Below are 16,829 nucleotides of genomic sequence, written 5' to 3' on the forward strand. Positions count from 1 at the left end.
TCCCCTGTGACCGCCGCGAGTATCGCGGGGGTGGCGATGAAAAACATGCCGGCGACGATCATGGTGACGTAAAGCATCTTGTAACGCCATGGCGCCATTGTCGCACGGTCCCGTTGCGCAACGAGGCCGGCGCGATCGTCAAATGGTTCAGCGTCAGCATCGACATCGAGGATCGAAAGAGCACCGAAGAGGAGATCCGAAGCACGCAGACGAAGCTTGCACAGATGGGTCACGTCCTGACGATGGGACAACTGACGGCGTCGATCGCCCATGAAGTCAACCAGCCGTTGTCGGGCATCATCACGAACGCCAACACCTGCTTGCACATGCTGGCCGCGAACCCGCCGAACGTCGAGGGGGCGCGCGAGACGGCGCGCCGCACGATTCGCGACGGCCATCGGGCATCCGAGGTCGTCAAGCGAGTGCGCGCCCTTTTTGGCAAGGAGAACGCGGCGCTCGAGCCGGTCGATCTCAACGAGGCGACGCGAGAAGTGATCGCCCTGTCGCGGGTCAGATTCCAGGAAACCCACGCAGTCCTCAGAACCGAGCTTGCGGAGGAACTGCCCCTGGTCAACGGCGACCGAGTGCAACTCCAGCAGGTCGTTTTGAACCTCATTCAGAACGCGTCGGACGCGATGATCTCCGTCCGCGACCGTCCGCGCCGGATGGTGATCACGACGGAGCGCGACGGGAACGAATGCGTACGCCTGACGGTTCAGGACGCGGGTGTGGGATTCGAGCGGGAGAGTTTGCAGCGACTTTTCGACGCATTCTACACGACCAAGAGCGAGGGTGTGGGAATAGGATTGTCGATCAGTCGTTCGATCATCGAGCGGCACGGCGGCCGCATGTGGGCGGCGCTGAACGAGGGGCCCGGCGCCGCTTTTTCATTTTCTGTTCCGATCGTGGCCAAAGACGCGACATGCGCCGGCGCCGCGGTCCCAAGTTGAAACAGCGAGAGTGACGGAGCGCCAGTCGAAGTGAAGAAATCCGTGAAGTCCGTGAAGATCAAACGCCCGCTCGTCTCGGTCGTCGATGACGACGAATCCGTTCGGGAGTCGCTGCCCGACTTGTTGGCTGAGTTCGGCTTTGCCGTCCAGGCTTTCTCGTCGGCCGAGGCATTCCTGAATTCCGGAAATATGGCGCGCACCCGGTGCCTGATCCTCGATGTCGCCATGCCGGACATGTCGGGGCCCGATCTCCACCGAGAGCTCAAGCGACGGAAGCTGGAGATCCCGATCGTTTTCATCACCGCGAATGCCGACGAGAAGGTCCGCCCGCGCATGCTTGAAGAAGGCGCGGTGGAATGCCTGATCAAGCCGTTCAGCGACACCGATCTCCGCAAGGCGCTGGACGCCGCGCTGGCGTAGGCCAAACGGCCGCCACGCTCCCGCCACCTTGTCGACCTAGAGGGCGAAGCCAATCCCCCGGCGGACGTGCCCATGTCGCAATTCACCCCGATTGTGTTCGTGGTTGACGACGACATTTCGGTGCGCGACTCGCTGGAGCTGATGATCCGCACGGAACAGTGGGGGGTCGAGACGTTCACCTCGGCGCAGGAGTTCCTCTCCCGTCCACGGCCGGCGTCGCCGTGCTGCCTGGTGCTCGACCTCGAGCTGCCGGATCTCAACGGCCTTGATCTCCAGAAACAGATTGCGGGCCGGAGCGAAATGCCGATCATCTTCATCACAGGCTACGGCGATATCCCCGCGAGTGTTCAGGCCATGAAGGCCGGCGCCGTCGAGTTCTTGACGAAACCGCTCGACAATGACGCTCTCTTGGCCGCGATGCGGCACGCGATCCAGCGCAGCGAAGCGGCTCTGCGCGGCGAAGCCGAGATGCAGGCTCTTCGAGACCGCTATGACAAGCTCAGTCGCCGCGAACGCGAAGTGATGGCGTTGGTCGTCAACGGACTCCTGAACAAGCAGATCGGAGGCGAGCTGGGCATCAGTGAGATCACCGTCAAGGCGCACCGTGGGCGAGTGATGGAAAAGATGAAGGTTCGTTCTCTCGCCGACCTCGTCAAGCTGAACGCAAGACTCGGCTTTGAGGCGCCGAAAGGCTAGACGCAGCGGAAAAGAGCTGGGGAACCTTGTTCTCGTTGAGATAGTCCCGCACGGCGAGCCGGGAAGCTGTGCCCAGTCCGTTGAACACGAATGCGACGCCTTCCTGCTCGACGAGCCGGCGCGTCTGCTCTACGGTCCTCGGCGGATTGTAGGCATCGTCGACGTCGAGGAAGTTGAGCCTGCGCCCGTGGACGCCGCCTTGCTCGTTGATCATCCGGAAGTAGGCCGCCGCCGCGCGTCCGACGACGCCGTAGGCCGAGGCCGGACCGCTCAACGCGATCGTCTGGCCGAACTTGATTTCGGTCGGGGGGACGCCGGGCGCGTTTTCCGTCTGGATCGGCCCAGCCCCGGCAAGAACCAGAAAGAAAGCGAATAGCGCGTGTATAGAATACGCCTTTGCGCAGGCCATTGCTTGCTCCCGCAATGTGCGCCAGTCGTCTCGCCAGAATGCCCTCTGGCTTGACCGCGATTAAGCCTGACGTGAGGGACCGTGGCCGCCTCGCACGGCGCGGCGGCGGGGTCACATCCGCTTCAGCGCCCGCCCGAAGCGGGCGAACAGCTCGTCGATCTCGGCCGCCGTAATGATCAGCGGCGGGCAGAAGGCGATCGTCTCGCCGATCGCGCGGATGATCAGCCCCTCGTCCTGGCAGAGCTCGGCGAGCCTCGCGCCGAAGACGCCCGGCTGATCGAACGCTGCCTTGGTCGGCTTGTCGGCGACGAATTCGAGCGCCCCGATCAGGCCGACGCCTCGCGCCTCGCCGATGAGCGGATGGCCGGCGAATTCGGATAGGCGGCGCTGGAAATGCGGCTCGAGCGCCCTGACGTGGGCCACGAGGTCGCGCTCCTCGATGATGTCGAGGTTCTCCATCGCCACCGCCGCCCCGACCGGATGGCCGCTGGCGGTGAAGCCGTGGGCGAATGTGCCGATTTTCGCCGAATTGTCGGCGACCGCCTGATAGAGCGCGTCCGAGATGAGCACGGCCGAGAGCGGGAAATAGGACGAGGTCAGCGCCTTGGACACGACCAGGACGTCCGGCGCGATCCCGTATTTGTGACTGGCGAATAGCGCGCCCGTGCGCCCGAAGCCGGTGATGACCTCGTCGGCGATCAAGAGAATGTCGTGCTTGCGGCACAGCGCCTGCATCCGCGGCCAATAGCCGGCGGGAGGCGGGACGACGCCCCCCGCCCCCATCACCGGCTCGGCGATGAAGGCGGCGATCGTGTCTGCGCCCTCGTTGCGGATCAGCGCCTCGAACTCCTGCATCAAGCGCTCGGAAAAATCGTCCTCCGTCTCACCCGGCAAGGCGCTTCGCCAATAATGCGGCGCGGTCAGATGCCGCACGTTGGCAATCGGCAGGTCGAAGTCGCGATGGAAGGCCGGCAGGCCGGTGAGCGACCCCGAAGCGACCGAGACGCCGTGATAGCCCTTCTCGCGGCTGACGATGGTCTTCTTCTTCGGCCGGCCGAGGGCGTTGTTATAGTACCAGACCAGCTTGACGACGAAGTCGTTCGCCTCCGAGCCGGATGAGGTGAACTGCGCCTTGGCGACCCGGCCGCCCGCAAGCTTCACCAGCCTTTCGGCCAGCGCGATCGCCTGCGGATGCGATTTGCCGGCGAACGAATGATAATAGGGCAGCTTCGCCATCTGCCGCGCCGCCGCCTCGACGAGCCGCGGCTCGCCGAAGCCCACGGCCACGCTCCATAAGCCTGCGAGCCCTTCGATATACTCCTTGCCCTGGTCGTCTTTGACGAAGACCCCGCGGCCGCTCTCCAGCACCAAGGGCCCGACCTGCTCGTGGCGGCGCGCGTTGGTCGCGGGGTGGAAATAGTAGGCGACGTCGCGGGCTTCGAGAGAATTGGGCGCAAGCGTCATAGCCGGGCTCCGGTGAGGCGCCCGCATTTGCGCCGGCGGGCAGCGGATTGTCCAGCGCTCGTCGGCGCGCATTCGCGAAGGGCGTCAACGCGTGGCAGTTTCAGCAGTTTTTCAGCGCAATCTGCGGAACTCGAAGCCGACACAATGGACCGTCGCAAGGCGCGAAAACTACGCTTCGCCGGACCGTCTCATTCCAGCGTCAGGCGCATATGGCTTCCTTTGCCCACGATCCAATGACCGATTCAACGTCGATCCGCGACGTTGAATCGGTCGTGTACAAACGCCCCGCTTCGGGGTCGAATGCGGCTATCAAGCGACCCGCATTCCAGCGCCATGTGGAAAACCCAGATCCATCGCGGCGTTCGTCACCGCCACATCAGCCACCCCGTTCCCGCCGCGAGCGTCAGGACCGTCAGCGGCAGGCCGACCTTGAAATAGGCCCAGAAGCTGATCGGCGTTCCTTCAGCCTTCGCCTGTTCGGCGACGATGAGGTTGGCGACCGAGCCCAGCAAAGTGAAATTGCCCGCAAGCGTCGAGCTCATCGCCACGATGAGCCACGCCTTGCGCGGGTCGCCGAAGGTCGGCACGAACGGCTTCAGCGCCAGCACCGCGGGGACGTTGCTGACGACGTTGGACAGGACCGCGGTGAAGGCCGACAGCCGCCAGGGAACGTCGAGGCCGATCGTCTTCGCCATCGCGATCCGGTCGGGCGTCAGCAGCGCTTTTTCGGCACCGGCGACCACAACGAACAGGCCCGCGAACATCATCAAAAGCGGCCCGTCGATCTCGCGATAGATGCGCTCGGGCTTGATCGCGCGGGTGACCAGCAAAAAGGCACCGCCGAGCACCGCGGCCTTGGCCGGGTCGATCCCGGCGAAGAACGCGACCGCCAGCGCGACGCAGACGACGCTCGCCTTGACCGCCTGCCCTCGATGCATGCGGCCGCGAACGAGGTGAGGCTGCAAATCGCCCTGCGCGGAGAATTCCTCGAGGTAAACGAGCCGCACGACGACGACGACCGCGACGAGCCCGAAGGCCGCGACCGGCGCGAGCGAGGCGGCGAAGGCCGGATAGGAAATGCCGGAATAGGCGCCAATCACCATGTTCTGCGGATTGCCAGTGATCGTCGCCACGCTGCCGCAGTTCGACGCCGTCGCGGTCGCGACCAGATAGGGCAGCGGATTGCGCCCGAGCGCCCGCGTCACGGCAAGCACGATCGGCGCCATGACGAGGCAGATGGCGTCGTTGACCAGAAAGGCCGACAGTACGCCGGCGAGCAGCGTCACCGTGACGAGAAGCGCGAGCGGCCGGTGTGCGTGCTCGATCGCGAGCGCCCCCAGCGCCCGGAAGGCGCCAGAGACTTTGAGATGGGCGACCACGATCATCACGCCGAGCAGCAGCGCGACGGTGTCGTAGTCGATCGCCCGGAAGGCGTCCTCGAGCGTCAGGGGGCCGAAGGCGATCATCGCCGCCCCGCCCAGGAACGCGATGCCGGCGCGGTCGAGCCGAAGGCCGGGAACGCGGCCGAGCGCGAGGCCCGCATAGGTCAGGATCAGGATCGCCAGGGCGGCGAGGACGGTCGGAGTCAGGTCCATCGCGCGACGAACGGGCCGAAGAGGCCATGCGTGTCGGCTGACAAGACATTCAGCGTGTCGAGCAGGAACGCGGTCGGAGGCATTTCGCGGGTCCCGGCGCCGGATGCGCGCCCGCGCGCCTAACGCCGCTCGGCCCGGAACGTTCACTCATGGACTTGGTTGGCCCCGGGCGCCCGAGCCGCGATCGACCCTGCGCCGCAAAATCGCCGGAAAGCGGGCAAGCCGGGATTTCGGCAAATCCCGCGGCCGGTCGCCGCGGGGATCCGGCGCCTCAGACCACGATCAGTCCGCGGGCGCGCGGCCGTGTGCCGGTGAAAACCGCTGTCAATCCCATGAAGGCGATCAGCAGAAACATCCAGCCGGACCGGTCATATGAGGCGTCGTCGGGCGCAGCAAAGGTCTTGTTCTCCAGAGACGCTGCAGCGGCGGCGTACGCCCCGTCGTCTGCAGGCGTTCCATCGTCCGCCGGCGGTCCGGCCTGAAAACCCAGGGACTGCAGCGCGCCCGCGCCGACGCTCAAGCCGGTCACTGCCCCTTCGCGAAAAAGGCCCCCCGGCCCTCCCGCTCCGACGTGAAGTTCAGTCGACGCTATCGCCGGCGGCGAACACACGATCGCCGCGGCAAATAGAAATGTCCGCCATCCACGCATCACGTCTCCACCGGCTAATCACACCAAGCCCGCGTCAATCTCACCCAGCCCGCGTGCATTGTTAACCAGCTCGCTACAACCGTCAACGGGCATAAACATAAATTTGTCACGAAGCCTGATCGCCCGGCGCCGCAACCTGTCGCAGCCGCGCTGGCCTTCTGAAGGGTCCGGGGCAATACTGGCCCGCTTTCGGAGACCTGACATGTCCCTCGCGCTTCTTGCGGCCTTTGTCGCCGCGACCGCGGCGTTGATGCTGATTCCGGGCCCCAATGTGGCGCTGATCGTCGCCAACAGCCTGCGCTACGGCGCGCACGGCGGCCTGATCACGGTCGCCGGAACCAGCGCGGCGATGGCGTTGCAACTTGCCGTCGCCTCGCTCGGCGTGACGGCGCTCCTCGGAGAGCTGGGCCAGGCGTTTGAGGTCCTCCGCTGGCTCGGCGTCGTCTACCTCGTCGTTCTCGGCGCGCGCGCATGGGCTTCGCCCGCCGACGACCTTTCCCGAATGCAGGCGGTCTCGCCGGGCAAGACCTTCGCGCGCGGCTTTCTCGTCTCGCTGACTAACCCGAAGACGCTCGCCTTCTACGCGGCCTTCCTGCCGCAGTTCCTCGATCCCGGCGCGGCGCTCGGCCGCCAGATGGCGATCCTCAGCGTCGCCTTCGTCGCCACGGCGCTTGTCATCGACGGCGGCTGGGCGGTCCTCGCCGGCCGCGCCCGCTTCGTCCTCGGCCGCTTCGGCCGGGCGCGCAACCGCCTGACCGGAGGGGTCCTCATCGGCGCGGCGGTAGGGCTCGCGCTCACGCGGCGCTGAACCCTTCGCGGAAAAAGGCGCCCAGCCATTTGGCCCGAAGCGATTCCCGGCTATACCAGCCCGGTCCCTCGGACTCAACCGTCTTCCCATGCCCAAGCGCGCCGATATCGTCCTCGTCGAGCGCGGCTTTTTTCCGAGCCGCGCGCGAGCCCAGGCGGCCATCGCCGCCGGCCTCGTCCGGGTCGACGGCGAGATTTTGGGCAAATCCTCCGACGCCGTCAGCGACGGCGCCGCGATCGAGGCGCAAGCGCCCCACCCTTATGTTTCCCGGGGCGGATTGAAGCTCGCAGCCGCGCTCGACGCCTTCGCGCTCGATCCCAAGGGTCTCGCCTGCCTCGACGTCGGCGCCTCGACGGGAGGCTTCACCGACGTCCTCATTCAGCGCGGAGCAAAAAGCGTCGTCGCGATCGACGTCGGCCACGGGCAGTTCGACGCGAAGCTCGCCAATGACCCGCGCGTGCGTTCCCTCGAAGGGCGCGACGCCCGGTCGCTGACCGCGGAGACGCTCGGCGAGGCGCCCGAGGCGATCGCCTGCGACGTCAGTTTCATCTCGCAGCGGCTGATCCTGCCGCATGTGCTCGGCCTGGCGGCTAAGCGCGCCTGGCTCGCCAGCCTCATCAAGCCGCAGTTCGAGGTCGGCCCGGCGGAGATCGTCAAGGGGCGGGTGAAGAGCGAGGCGGCGCTCGCCCGCGCCTCAGCCGAGGTCCGCGCCTGCATCGAGGGGCAAGGCTGGACGGTCGTCGGCCTCATTCCCTCCCCGGTCCCGGGTGGCGCGGGGGCGAAGGAATTCTTGATCGCAGCGCGCCATGGCTGAGACGATCGAAACGCTCGAGATCGTCGCGCTCGATTCGCGGGCCGACGGCGTGGCGGAGAACGGCGCCGCCGTCCCCGGCGCCCTCCCGGGCGAGCGGGCGCGCGTGCAGGCAAATGGCGAGCGCAACGACCTCCTGGAGATCGTGCGCGAGAGTCCTGACCGGGCGGCGCCGTTCTGCCCCTGGTTCGGGACCTGCGGCGGCTGCGCTGCGCAGCACATGTCGGAAAGGCTCTATCGCGACTGGAAGCGCGGCCTCGTCGTCGACGCGCTCGCGCGCATGCAGGTCGAAGCCGAGGTCGGCCCGCTGATCGACGCCCACGGCGCCGGCCGGCGGCGCGCGACCTTCCACGCCCGCTTTCCCTACGCCGAACAGGACGAAGTGGGCTTCATGCGCGCGCGTTCGCACGCTGTCGTCTCGATCGGCGCCTGCCCCTTGTTCGCGCCGTCCATGGCCGGAGCGGTCGCGGCGGCGCGGGCGCTCGCGGCCGACCTCAGGGGCCTCTCGAAGCCCCTCGACATCGGCGTGACGGCGACGCTCGACGGTCTCGACGTCGACCTTCGCGGCTCGGGTCCGCTCGGACCCGTCGAGACGCGGAAGCTCGTCCGGACCGCCGACGCGCTCGACCTCGCCCGCGTCTCGAACCACGGCGCCGCGGTCCTCGAGCGGCGCCGGCCGCGCGTCGCCTTCGGCGCGACGCTGGTCGCGCCGCCGCCGGGTGGCTTCCTCCAGGCGACCGAAGCGGGCGAGGAGTGTCTGGCGGCAATCGCCGAGGAGGCGCTGACAGGCGCGAGAAGGGTCGCCGACCTTTTCTGCGGCGCCGGCGCATTCGCGCTCCGCTTCGCCCGCGCCCATGACGTGTTCGCCGCCGACTCGGACTCCGCGGCGATCGCGGCGCTTGCGCGCACGGGCGGAGAGGCGCGCGGGCTTAAGACCGTGGCCGTGGAAGCGCGCGATCTCTTCCGCCGGCCGCTCGGCGCAGGCGAACTTTCCGCCTTCGACGGCGCGCTGTTCGATCCGCCCCGCGCCGGCGCCGAAGCCCAGGCGCGCGAACTCGCCAGGAGCGCCCTGCCGCTCGTCGTCGCCGTGTCTTGCAATGGGGCGACCTTCGCCCGGGACGCGAAGATTCTGATCGAGGGCGGCTTTCGCGTCGAGAAGGTCGCGCCGATCGACCAGTTCCGCTATTCCTCGCACGTCGAAATCGCGGCCGTCTTTCGCCGGAAGGCGAAGCCGCGCGCGCGGAGGCTTCTGGGATGAAAGTTGAACGCCGAGCCGTCCTCGAGGCTCTGGCCCGCATCGTCGGCGCCGGCCATGTCCTGACCGACCCGCGGCTCATCGCCGGCGCGCTCGTGGAGCCGCGCGGCCTCTATCAGGGCAAGGCGCTCGCCCTCGTCCGTCCGGGATCGACCGTCGAGGTCGCTGAGGTCCTTAAGCTTTGCAACGACGCCGGGATTGGGGTCACGCCCCAGGGCGGCAACACCGGCCTTGTCGGCGGCCAGACGCCCGACGAGACCGGCGACGAGGTCATCCTCTCGACCCAGCGCCTCCGGGCGATCCGCGAGATCGACCCGCACGCCGACGTGATGATCTGCGAAGCCGGCGTGACCCTCGCCGAGGCGCAGGCGGCCGCGCTCGAAGCCGACCGGCTCTTCCCTTTGTCGCTCGCCGCGGAGGGAACCTGCACCATCGGCGGCAACGCCGCCACCAACGCCGGCGGCCTTACGGTCATCGCCTACGGAACCATGCGCGAACTCATCACCGGCGTCGAGGCGGTCCTGGCCGACGGGCGGATCGTCAACGCGCTCTCGAAGCTGCGCAAGGACAACACCGGCTACGATGTGAAGGGCCTGTTCGTCGGCTCGGAGGGCACGCTCGGCGTTGTCACCGCCGCTTCGCTGCGGCTCTTTCCCAATCCGCGGGCGCGGGCGACCGCCTTCGTCGCGCTGAAAAGTCCGCAGCGCGCGCTCGACCTTCTCAGCATCGCGCGCGAGCGGCTGGGCGCGGGCGTCACCACCTTCGAGCTGATCGCCCGCTTCGCCTACGACATCACACTCCGGCACGGCCTCGCCCGCGCGCCGCTCGCGGGAGACCATGCGTGGTACGTGCTGATCGAGGCGTCGTCGCAGATCGCGGCAGGCTTCGAGGACGCCTTTTCCGGCGCGCTCGAGGCGGCGTTCGATGAGGGGGTGATCGAGGACGCCGCGATCGCCGCCTCGCTCGATCAGCGCCACGAATTCTGGAAGCTGCGCGACTCCATCCCGGAGGCGCAAATCCACGAGGGCGGCTCGATCAAGCACGACGTGTCGGTCGCCGTCGGCGACGTGCCGGCGTTCCTCGCGGAGGCGACGAAGGCGGTCGAGGCGTTCGAGCCGGGCGCGCGCGTCTGTCCTTTCGGCCATCTGGGCGACGGCAACATACACTTCAACGTCTCGCAGCCGGAGGGCGGCGGCCAGGCGGCGTTCCTCGCTCGCTGGGACGCGATGAACCAAGTCGTGCACGGGATCGTGGCGCGGATGGGCGGCTCGTTCTCGGCCGAGCACGGCGTGGGACGGCTGAAGCGCGACCTGCTTGCCCGGACCAAGGACCCGGGGACGCTGTCGGTGATGCGCCAGATCAAGGCCGCGCTCGACCCCAACAGGGTGATGAACCCGGGAAAGGTGCTCTGACCGCCGAAAGCCGAACTGCTCCTCAAGAGGCGGCCGTTCTGACTCCGGCTCGACGCCAAGCGGCCCCCGATGGCGCCGAGGCGCGCCGGAGTGTAGTCTCTGCGTGACGCTGCTTTTTGCGGCGTGATTCGGCGCATGACGCTCGCCCATGGCGAGCCCGGGGTTGAGGACCATCGCGATGCGGCGCAGCGGTTTCGCCGCTTTGTTCTTTGCCCTGTCGATTGGCGGGACCGCCTCGCCGGCGGCCGCCGCCTGCGCGCCAAGAAAATTCGACGGAGCGGCGTTCACCGTCTGCGTTTTCGATCCGCGTCGCGACGATCTTCGCCTGTTCTGGAAAGGCCCCGACGGCCGGCCCTTCGGCTCGCTCGGGGCCGTGGCCGAGGCCCTGCGCAGCCACGGCGAGCGGCTCGTCTTCGCCATGAACGCCGGGATGTTTCGCGAGGACCAGTCGCCGGTCGGGCTGTATGTCGAGAAGAGCCGCGTTTTGCACGACGCCGATACGCGGGGCGGCGAGTCGAATTTCCATCTCAAGCCGAACGGCGTGTTCTGGATCGGGGACGGCGCCGCCGGCGTGACCGAGACGGGCCGCTATCTCGCCAATCCGCCCGCCGCGCGCTACGCCACCCAGTCCGGCCCGATGCTGGTCATTGACGGGCGCATCCACCCGAAAATCCGCCCCGACGGCACGTCGGCGAAGATCCGCAACGGCGTTGGCGTCGACGACGCCGGCGCCGTCGTGTTCGCCATCGCCGATGAGCCGGTGACATTCGACGCTTTCGCCCGCCTATTCCGCGACGCGCTCGGCTGTCACAGCGCCCTGTTCCTCGACGGCTCCCTTTCGTCCCTGTATGCGCCCGAGCTCAATCGGGACGACGAACTCGAACCCATCGGCCCCATCGTCGGGGTGGTGAAGCCGCAGGCTGTGGGCACCAACTAGCGCGCCAGGCGGATGGGCGGAGAACCGCTTTCGCCGGCTTCGCCACTCTGTGATTCAGCTCAAGTGTCCAACGTCTTCAGTTCACGACGCATGATCTTGCCGGTTGAGGTTTTTGGCAGATCGGCGACGAAACGCACGTCGCGCGGAACCTTGTACGCCGCGAGTTCCTTGCGGCAGAGGTCAAGAATGCCTTCCGCGTCCGGCGTTGCGCCGGGCTTCAGCACGACATACGCCTTGGCGATTTCGCCCTTGAACTCATCCGGCGTCTCGCCGACAGCGACGAGCGCGACGCTCGGGTGCGCGGCGACGACCCGCTCGATCTCGGCAGGGAAGACCTTGAAGCCGGCCGTGTTGATCATGTCCTTCTTGCGGTCGACGATGAACACGTCGCCGTCCTCGTCCATGCTCGCCAGATCGCCGGAATGCAGCCAGCCGTCCGGCTCGATCGTCTCGCGCGTCGCTTTCTCGTTATCCCAATAGCCCTGCATGACGATAGGTCCACGGATCATCAGCTCCCCGATCTCCCCGTGCGGCAAAGTCTTCGAGGCGTCGACGACGTCGGCGATACGCGCCTCGCAGTAAGGCAAGGCGATCCCGATCGAGCCCAGCTTGTGCGGGCCGTAAGACGGGAAAGTCGCGCCGACCCCCGCGATCTCGGTCATGCCCCAAAGCTCGATGAGTGGGCAACCGAAGCGCTGCTCGACCTCTCGCATCTTGGCGACCGGCATCGTCTGGCCGCCGACCGTGCAACGCGTCAGCGAGGAAAGATTGCGCTGAGGCAATTCAGGCGAGGCGAGCATATACATGTACATCGTCGGCACGCCCTCGAACAGGGTCGCGCGGTGCGTCTCGATGCTGGCGAGGATCTCGCCCGCCTCGAAGCGCGGATGCATGACGAGCTTCATCCCGCACAGCATTGCGCCCTGGAAGACGACGTTGCCGTAGACGTGCGGACAGGGCAAAGCCGAAACGACGATGTCGCTTGCGGTCCTCAGATGCGCCTGCGCGGTCATCGCGACATTGATCATCACCGCGCGGTGCGATTGCATCGCGCCCTTGGGGTGTCCGGTCGTGCCCGACGTATAACCGATCGTCGAAGTCGCGGACGGCTGTATCTTGATCGGATCGAAATCCATCGGTTTTGCCACGAGTTCGTCAAACGACGTCGCGCCGGCGACGGACTGGTCCCCGAACGCGATGGTCGTCAAACCCGTGACGCCGGCGGCGAGAGCGGGCGCAATCTTTTCCGAACTGCCGATCAGCGCCTTCGCGCCGCAATCGCGCGTGACGAAGGCCACTTCAGCGGGCGTCAGCATCGCATTGATCGGGTTGACGATCGCGCCCGCTTTCAGCGCGCCGTAGTAGCTGACGATCCATTCCCACGAATTCGGCGCATAGAGCGTGACGCGGTCTCCCGGCGCGACGCCGAGCTTGACGAGGTTGTGCGCCAATGCGCCGGAAAGACCGTCAAGTTGTCGAAAACTATATTCGCCGGCCGCGGTTACGAGGGCGACGCGGCCACCGTACAATCGCGCGGCGCGGGGCAAGATTTCGCCAAGGGAGTCGAGCATCGTGCGGCCCCACCTACGGGCGCTCTCCTTGTTCTGGAACGCCGAAGCCTCATTCTGCGTCAAATGGGCATTATCGCGCAAGAGAGACGGACCAAACATAGCGCCGGCGGCGATTGGGATTGCAAGAGGGAGCCGACTGCTGCGCCGCTGTAACGACTCCGTTCAACAGCACCAAGAGGCGCGGCATAAATACTGGGCCTCGTTGACGCCGATCAAGGCGCGGGAGAAATGCGGGAGTAAAAGCTCCAGAAGGCGCCGGGCGGGCGCCTTCCGGGCGGTACCGGAACGAAATGGCGCGAGCGCCTCGCTAGATGTGGGGAGGTTCCGATGCGCTCTCATCCGCTAAAGTTTGTAAAGCCGATCCTGCTGCTTCTGCTATCTATTCTGATTCTCTATCTTTCTGCCGGTTGCGAATGCAGAGGAAAAACCTATAGTTCTCTTGATAGCAAGAGATGACGCTCCGCCATTCGGAGAAACAAGCCTAAAGATAGCAATTGACAAGGAAGTCAATACATTTATTGGCAGACTTGGAGCGCTCGGTTATGCAGTTGACGTCGCCTCTGAGAACGGAAAAGACATCAGCGCCGGAGGATCGACGCTGACAGTCGACAAAAAGCATGCCGAGGCTAAAATCACTCACCGCGTTTGCGTTATTATACCCTGCATGGTCCAAGGCAACGTTCCGACGTCAGCGGTGAAGATCGCCCAGGATATGCCTAGCCGGAACATGCCGGCGGCCGCCCTGAATGGCGGAGTTCTGATCCTTGCCGGCGCCGGCGTGCTTGAGGGACGGAACTACGCGATCGGGCAGAATCTGCAACCCTATGTCCATGATGGCGACTTGAAAGGTATTAGAGTCGTCCGGGATGGAGACATCGTGACGTCCGGGGTTTGCCCCTTTTCAGCACAAGTGTCTGGTTTGAAGGACGGAACGGATGAACTTGTTACAACTTTCGCCGCCATGCTGAAGACGTAAAGACGGATCGGCCCCGTGATGGCCGCTTCGTTGGTTGTCCTTGATCGATCCGAAGTGCGACGAGCCAGGCGGACGAACGGGCGAGTGTGTCCGCAGCCTCGACCGTGGACTCCCGTTGACGTTCAATGCCGCTCGGGCCCAAGTCAGCCGCCCGCGATGGTGGCGCCGCCGTCGATGACGATCATCTGGCCGGTCATGAACGCGCTCGCGGGCGAGGCGAGAAAGACGGCGGCGCCGGCGATCTCATCCGGCTCGCCGATCCTTCTCAGCGGCGTCGTCGCCGTCACCGCCTTCAGCGTGTCCGGGTTCTCCCACAGGGCGCGGGCGAAGTCCGTGCGCACGAGGCCGGGCGCGATGCAGTTGACGCGGACGTTGTGACGGCCGAACTCGACCGCGAGATTGCGGGCGAGTTGGAAGTCCGCGGCCTTGGAGATGTTGTAGGCCCCGATCATCGGCGAGCCCTTGAGGCCGCCGATCGAGGACACGATCACAATCGAACCGTCCCTCCGCTCGATCATCCCCGGCGCCGCCATCTGGACCAGCCAGTGGTTCGCCAGCACGTTGTTGTCGAGGATTTTTCGGAACTGGTCGTCCGAGATGCCACCCATCGGGCCGAAATAGGGATTCGACGCCGCATTGCAGATCAGTGCGTCGATGCGGCCAAACCGCCGCGTCGTCTCGTCGACGAGATGGCGCAGCTCCTCCTTGGATGAAATGCTGGCCGCGATCGGCGTCGCCGCATTGCGGCCGACGGCGGCGTCGATCTCCGCCGCGGCCGCGGCGCAGGCGTCGGCCTTGCGCGACGAGATGATCACGTTCGCGCCATGCTCGGCGAGCCGTTGCGCGATCGCCCGGCCGATGCCGCGCGAGGAGCCCGTGACGATTGCGGTCCTTCCGGTCAGGTCGAAGAGATTGCTCATGATCATGCTCCCGCTTCCCCGCGCTCATCGAACGCGGCGGTCGCTTCCGCCACGCGTCGCGGCGACGGCTGCGTCCATCTTAAACGAACGTTTGACTTTATTGCAAGGTCCGGTATGGTCACCGTGCTCGCAGCGGCCGGCGAACGGCCGCGCGGGCGGACGGACGCCCAGAGCGCGGATCGGCGTGAGGAACCGGCGGCTTCTCCCATGGACGCGAGGACGCGCATCCGGAGTCCTTGGTCGATGGAGACTCCGTCCGCGAGAAGCGGCCCTCGGCCCTTCGGGGATAGCTGATGACGGGATCGAAGGGACGAAGGCAGACTGGGCGCGCCCCTCCAATCGAGACGGCGCCCGATACGCGCGAGCGCATCTTTCTGGCCGCCGAGCGGCTGTTCGCCGAGCGCGGCTTCGACGGCGTGTCGGTGCGCGACATCGTCCAGGCGGCCGACGTGAACCTCGCTGCGGTCAGCTATTATTTCGGGTCGAAGAGCGAGCTCTGGCTTCAAGTCTTTCGCACCCGGGCGAAGGAGTTGAACCGCGAGCGGCTCGCGCTCCTGCGCGACGCGGAGGCGAGGAATAGCGGCGATCCGGCGCTTGCGGAGATTCTTCGCGCCCTGATGGGGCCGCCGATTCTGTGGCGCGACCCGGCCTCCGGAAAGGACACCGCCTCGCGTTTCATCTCGCGGGCGATCGCCGAGGTGACGCCGGATCTGCGCAAGATTCTCGAGTCGGACGTCAGCCACCTGCGCGGCTTCCTCGCGGCCTTGACGCGCGCCCTGCCCCGCCTGTCGCAACCGGAAGTGTGCTGGGCGCTGCACTTCACGACAGCCCTTCCGCACCAGTGCACCGATATGAATTTCAAGCGGCTGAAGGCGCTGTCCGACAGCGGCTGCGACACCGAGGACGTCGAAGCGGTGCTCGATCGCGCCGTACGCTACGCGATCGGCGGAATCGAAGCGTTGGCGGCGGCGCAGAACCGAAAGGCGGTCGCCAAGGCGTCGTAGCAAAGCGGCTACGACGAAGCCGTCGCCGAATGGGCAAAACGAACGTTAGACCGGACCGAACCAGGACAGGCAGGCGCCATGGATTTCGATTATTCCCCGAAGATGCACGAGCTTCGCGCGCGGGTGCGCGAATTCATGGACCGCTACGTGATTCCCAACAACACGCGCTGGCGGCGCGAGGTCGCAGCCGGCCTCAACCCGCCGCCGGTCGTTGAGGAGCTGAAGGCGATCGCCAAGTCCGAGGGCCTGTGGAACCTGTTCCTGCCCGGCCTCAAGGCAGACGAGCCCGGCACGCGGCTCACCAACCTCGAATACGCTCCGCTCGCCGAAATCATGGGCCAGTTGCAGTGGGCGTCGGAAGTGTTCAACTGCTCGGCACCGGACACCGGCAATATGGAGCTTCTGCACCTCTTCGCCACGCCCGAGCAGCGAGGGCGCTGGCTGAACCCACTGCTCGAAGGCGAGATCCGGTCGTGCTTTGCGATGACCGAGCCGGATTCGTCGTCCTCCGACGCGACCAACATCTCGACCCGCATCGAGCTCGAAGGCGATAGCTGGGTCATCAACGGCCGCAAGTGGTTCATCACCGGGGCGCTCCACGCGCGCTGCAAGGTGGCGATCGTCATGGGCGTCACCAGCCCCAACGCCGACCCGCACCGGCGCCAGAGCATGGCGCTCGTCCCCATGGACGCGCCCGGCGTCAAAGTCGTGCGCAACATCAGTGTCATGAATCACCTGACGCCAGAAGGCCACTGCGAGATGGTGTTCCGCGACGTCCGCGTGCCCAAGGCGAACCTGCTTGGCGAGGAGGGAGGCGGCTTTGCGCTCGCCCAAGCTCGGCTCGGGCCGGGGCGCATCCACCATTGCATGCGCACGATCGGACAGTGCGAGCTGGCGCTCGAGCTGATGATCCAGCGCGCCCAGGAGCGCAAGACCTTCGGCAAGTATCTGC

17 protein-coding genes are annotated in these 16,829 nt (G+C 66.3%); 11 read left to right on the forward strand and 6 right to left on the reverse strand.

The window, feature by feature from the left end; genetic code table 11:
• Nucleotides 1-113: 113 nt before the first annotated feature.
• From ACLP25_RS20020 to ACLP25_RS20030, 3 genes are all read left to right on the forward strand, one after another.
• Complete coding sequence (locus ACLP25_RS20020; RefSeq protein WP_442470913.1) at nucleotides 114-950, forward strand: sensor histidine kinase; 837 nt, start codon at nucleotides 114-116, stop codon at nucleotides 948-950.
• Nucleotides 951-1,001: 51 nt separating this feature from the next.
• The gene (locus ACLP25_RS20025) at nucleotides 1,002-1,370 is read left to right on the forward strand and encodes a response regulator (protein WP_442470929.1); all 369 of its coding nucleotides are present in this window, start codon (nucleotides 1,002-1,004) and stop codon (nucleotides 1,368-1,370) included.
• Between the two features lie 72 nt (nucleotides 1,371-1,442).
• Entirely contained in the window at nucleotides 1,443-2,066 is a 624-nt protein-coding gene (locus ACLP25_RS20030; RefSeq protein ID WP_442470914.1) for a response regulator transcription factor, read from the forward strand.
• Here the strand turns inward: ACLP25_RS20030 and ACLP25_RS20035 are convergent.
• The 4 genes from ACLP25_RS20035 to ACLP25_RS20050 form a co-directional block, all read right to left on the reverse strand.
• Complete coding sequence (locus tag ACLP25_RS20035; protein WP_442470915.1) at nucleotides 2,023-2,475, reverse strand: ABC transporter substrate-binding protein; 453 nt, start codon at nucleotides 2,473-2,475, stop codon at nucleotides 2,023-2,025. The genes ACLP25_RS20030 and ACLP25_RS20035 overlap by 44 nt on opposite strands.
• A 111-nt stretch (nucleotides 2,476-2,586) precedes the next feature.
• Complete coding sequence (locus tag ACLP25_RS20040; RefSeq protein WP_442470916.1) at nucleotides 2,587-3,939, reverse strand: aspartate aminotransferase family protein; 1,353 nt, start codon at nucleotides 3,937-3,939, stop codon at nucleotides 2,587-2,589.
• 365 nt (nucleotides 3,940-4,304) lie between these two features.
• On the reverse strand, nucleotides 4,305-5,534 hold the full coding sequence (locus ACLP25_RS20045) for an anion transporter (RefSeq protein WP_442470917.1): 1,230 nt from the start codon (nucleotides 5,532-5,534) through the stop codon (nucleotides 4,305-4,307).
• Between the two features lie 271 nt (nucleotides 5,535-5,805).
• On the reverse strand, nucleotides 5,806-6,063 hold the full coding sequence (locus ACLP25_RS20050) for a hypothetical protein (RefSeq protein WP_442470918.1): 258 nt from the start codon (nucleotides 6,061-6,063) through the stop codon (nucleotides 5,806-5,808).
• Nucleotides 6,064-6,385: 322 nt separating this feature from the next.
• Here ACLP25_RS20050 and ACLP25_RS20055 point away from each other — a divergent pair, with 322 nt between their 5' ends.
• From ACLP25_RS20055 to ACLP25_RS20075, 5 genes are all read left to right on the forward strand, one after another.
• Nucleotides 6,386-6,991: a LysE family translocator gene (locus ACLP25_RS20055; RefSeq protein ID WP_442470919.1), complete on the forward strand. Its 606-nt coding sequence runs from the start codon at nucleotides 6,386-6,388 to the stop codon at nucleotides 6,989-6,991.
• 88 nt (nucleotides 6,992-7,079) lie between these two features.
• Nucleotides 7,080-7,805, forward strand: a complete 726-nt coding sequence (locus tag ACLP25_RS20060; RefSeq protein WP_442470920.1) for a TlyA family RNA methyltransferase — start codon at nucleotides 7,080-7,082, stop codon at nucleotides 7,803-7,805.
• On the forward strand, nucleotides 7,798-9,060 hold the full coding sequence (locus ACLP25_RS20065; RefSeq protein WP_442470921.1) for a class I SAM-dependent RNA methyltransferase: 1,263 nt from the start codon (nucleotides 7,798-7,800) through the stop codon (nucleotides 9,058-9,060). The genes ACLP25_RS20060 and ACLP25_RS20065 overlap by 8 nt, the downstream gene beginning before the upstream one ends.
• On the forward strand, nucleotides 9,057-10,469 hold the full coding sequence (locus tag ACLP25_RS20070; protein ID WP_442470922.1) for an FAD-binding oxidoreductase: 1,413 nt from the start codon (nucleotides 9,057-9,059) through the stop codon (nucleotides 10,467-10,469). Before ACLP25_RS20065 ends, ACLP25_RS20070 begins: the two co-directional genes overlap by 4 nt.
• Nucleotides 10,470-10,647: 178 nt before the next feature.
• Entirely contained in the window at nucleotides 10,648-11,406 is a 759-nt protein-coding gene (locus tag ACLP25_RS20075) for a phosphodiester glycosidase family protein (RefSeq protein WP_442470923.1), read from the forward strand.
• 59 nt (nucleotides 11,407-11,465) lie between these two features.
• Here ACLP25_RS20075 and ACLP25_RS20080 read toward each other — a convergent pair whose 3' ends face one another.
• The gene (locus ACLP25_RS20080) at nucleotides 11,466-13,040 is read right to left on the reverse strand and encodes a class I adenylate-forming enzyme family protein (protein ID WP_442470924.1); all 1,575 of its coding nucleotides are present in this window, start codon (nucleotides 13,038-13,040) and stop codon (nucleotides 11,466-11,468) included.
• 376 nt (nucleotides 13,041-13,416) lie between these two features.
• Between ACLP25_RS20080 and ACLP25_RS20085 the strand changes: the two genes are divergently transcribed.
• Nucleotides 13,417-13,953, forward strand: coding sequence for a DJ-1/PfpI family protein (locus ACLP25_RS20085; RefSeq protein ID WP_442470925.1), 537 nt, complete (start codon nucleotides 13,417-13,419; stop codon nucleotides 13,951-13,953).
• A 143-nt stretch (nucleotides 13,954-14,096) separates the two neighbouring features.
• Here ACLP25_RS20085 and ACLP25_RS20090 read toward each other — a convergent pair whose 3' ends face one another.
• Nucleotides 14,097-14,873, reverse strand: coding sequence for an SDR family NAD(P)-dependent oxidoreductase (locus ACLP25_RS20090; RefSeq protein ID WP_442470926.1), 777 nt, complete (start codon nucleotides 14,871-14,873; stop codon nucleotides 14,097-14,099).
• A gap of 293 nt (nucleotides 14,874-15,166) precedes the next feature.
• On the opposite strand from ACLP25_RS20090, the gene ACLP25_RS20095 reads away from it, so the two are divergent.
• Together ACLP25_RS20095 and ACLP25_RS20100 are read left to right on the forward strand one after the other, a co-directional pair.
• Nucleotides 15,167-15,877: a TetR/AcrR family transcriptional regulator gene (locus ACLP25_RS20095; protein ID WP_442470927.1), complete on the forward strand. Its 711-nt coding sequence runs from the start codon at nucleotides 15,167-15,169 to the stop codon at nucleotides 15,875-15,877.
• A gap of 78 nt (nucleotides 15,878-15,955) precedes the next feature.
• A partial coding sequence (locus tag ACLP25_RS20100; protein WP_442470928.1) for an acyl-CoA dehydrogenase family protein occupies nucleotides 15,956-16,829 on the forward strand: 874 nt, incomplete at its 3' end.

Origin of the sequence: Roseiarcus sp. (genome assembly GCF_052145395.1) — a bacterium.
Lineage (GTDB): Bacteria > Pseudomonadota > Alphaproteobacteria > Rhizobiales > Beijerinckiaceae > Roseiarcus.

Coding starts and splice junctions, on each gene's coding strand:
- ACLP25_RS20060 (WP_442470920.1), top strand. CDS start 7,080: ATGCCCAAGCGCGCCGATATCGTCCTCGTCGAGCGCGGCTTTTTTCCG.
- ACLP25_RS20095 (WP_442470927.1), top strand. CDS start 15,167: ATGACGGGATCGAAGGGACGAAGGCAGACTGGGCGCGCCCCTCCAATC.
- ACLP25_RS20070 (WP_442470922.1), top strand. CDS start 9,057: ATGAAAGTTGAACGCCGAGCCGTCCTCGAGGCTCTGGCCCGCATCGTC.
- ACLP25_RS20075 (WP_442470923.1), top strand. CDS start 10,648: ATGCGGCGCAGCGGTTTCGCCGCTTTGTTCTTTGCCCTGTCGATTGGC.
- ACLP25_RS20045 (WP_442470917.1), bottom strand. CDS start 5,534: ATGGACCTGACTCCGACCGTCCTCGCCGCCCTGGCGATCCTGATCCTG.
- ACLP25_RS20090 (WP_442470926.1), bottom strand. CDS start 14,873: ATGAGCAATCTCTTCGACCTGACCGGAAGGACCGCAATCGTCACGGGC.
- ACLP25_RS20030 (WP_442470914.1), top strand. CDS start 1,443: ATGTCGCAATTCACCCCGATTGTGTTCGTGGTTGACGACGACATTTCG.
- ACLP25_RS20035 (WP_442470915.1), bottom strand. CDS start 2,475: ATGGCCTGCGCAAAGGCGTATTCTATACACGCGCTATTCGCTTTCTTT.
- ACLP25_RS20040 (WP_442470916.1), bottom strand. CDS start 3,939: ATGACGCTTGCGCCCAATTCTCTCGAAGCCCGCGACGTCGCCTACTAT.
- ACLP25_RS20055 (WP_442470919.1), top strand. CDS start 6,386: ATGTCCCTCGCGCTTCTTGCGGCCTTTGTCGCCGCGACCGCGGCGTTG.
- ACLP25_RS20065 (WP_442470921.1), top strand. CDS start 7,798: ATGGCTGAGACGATCGAAACGCTCGAGATCGTCGCGCTCGATTCGCGG.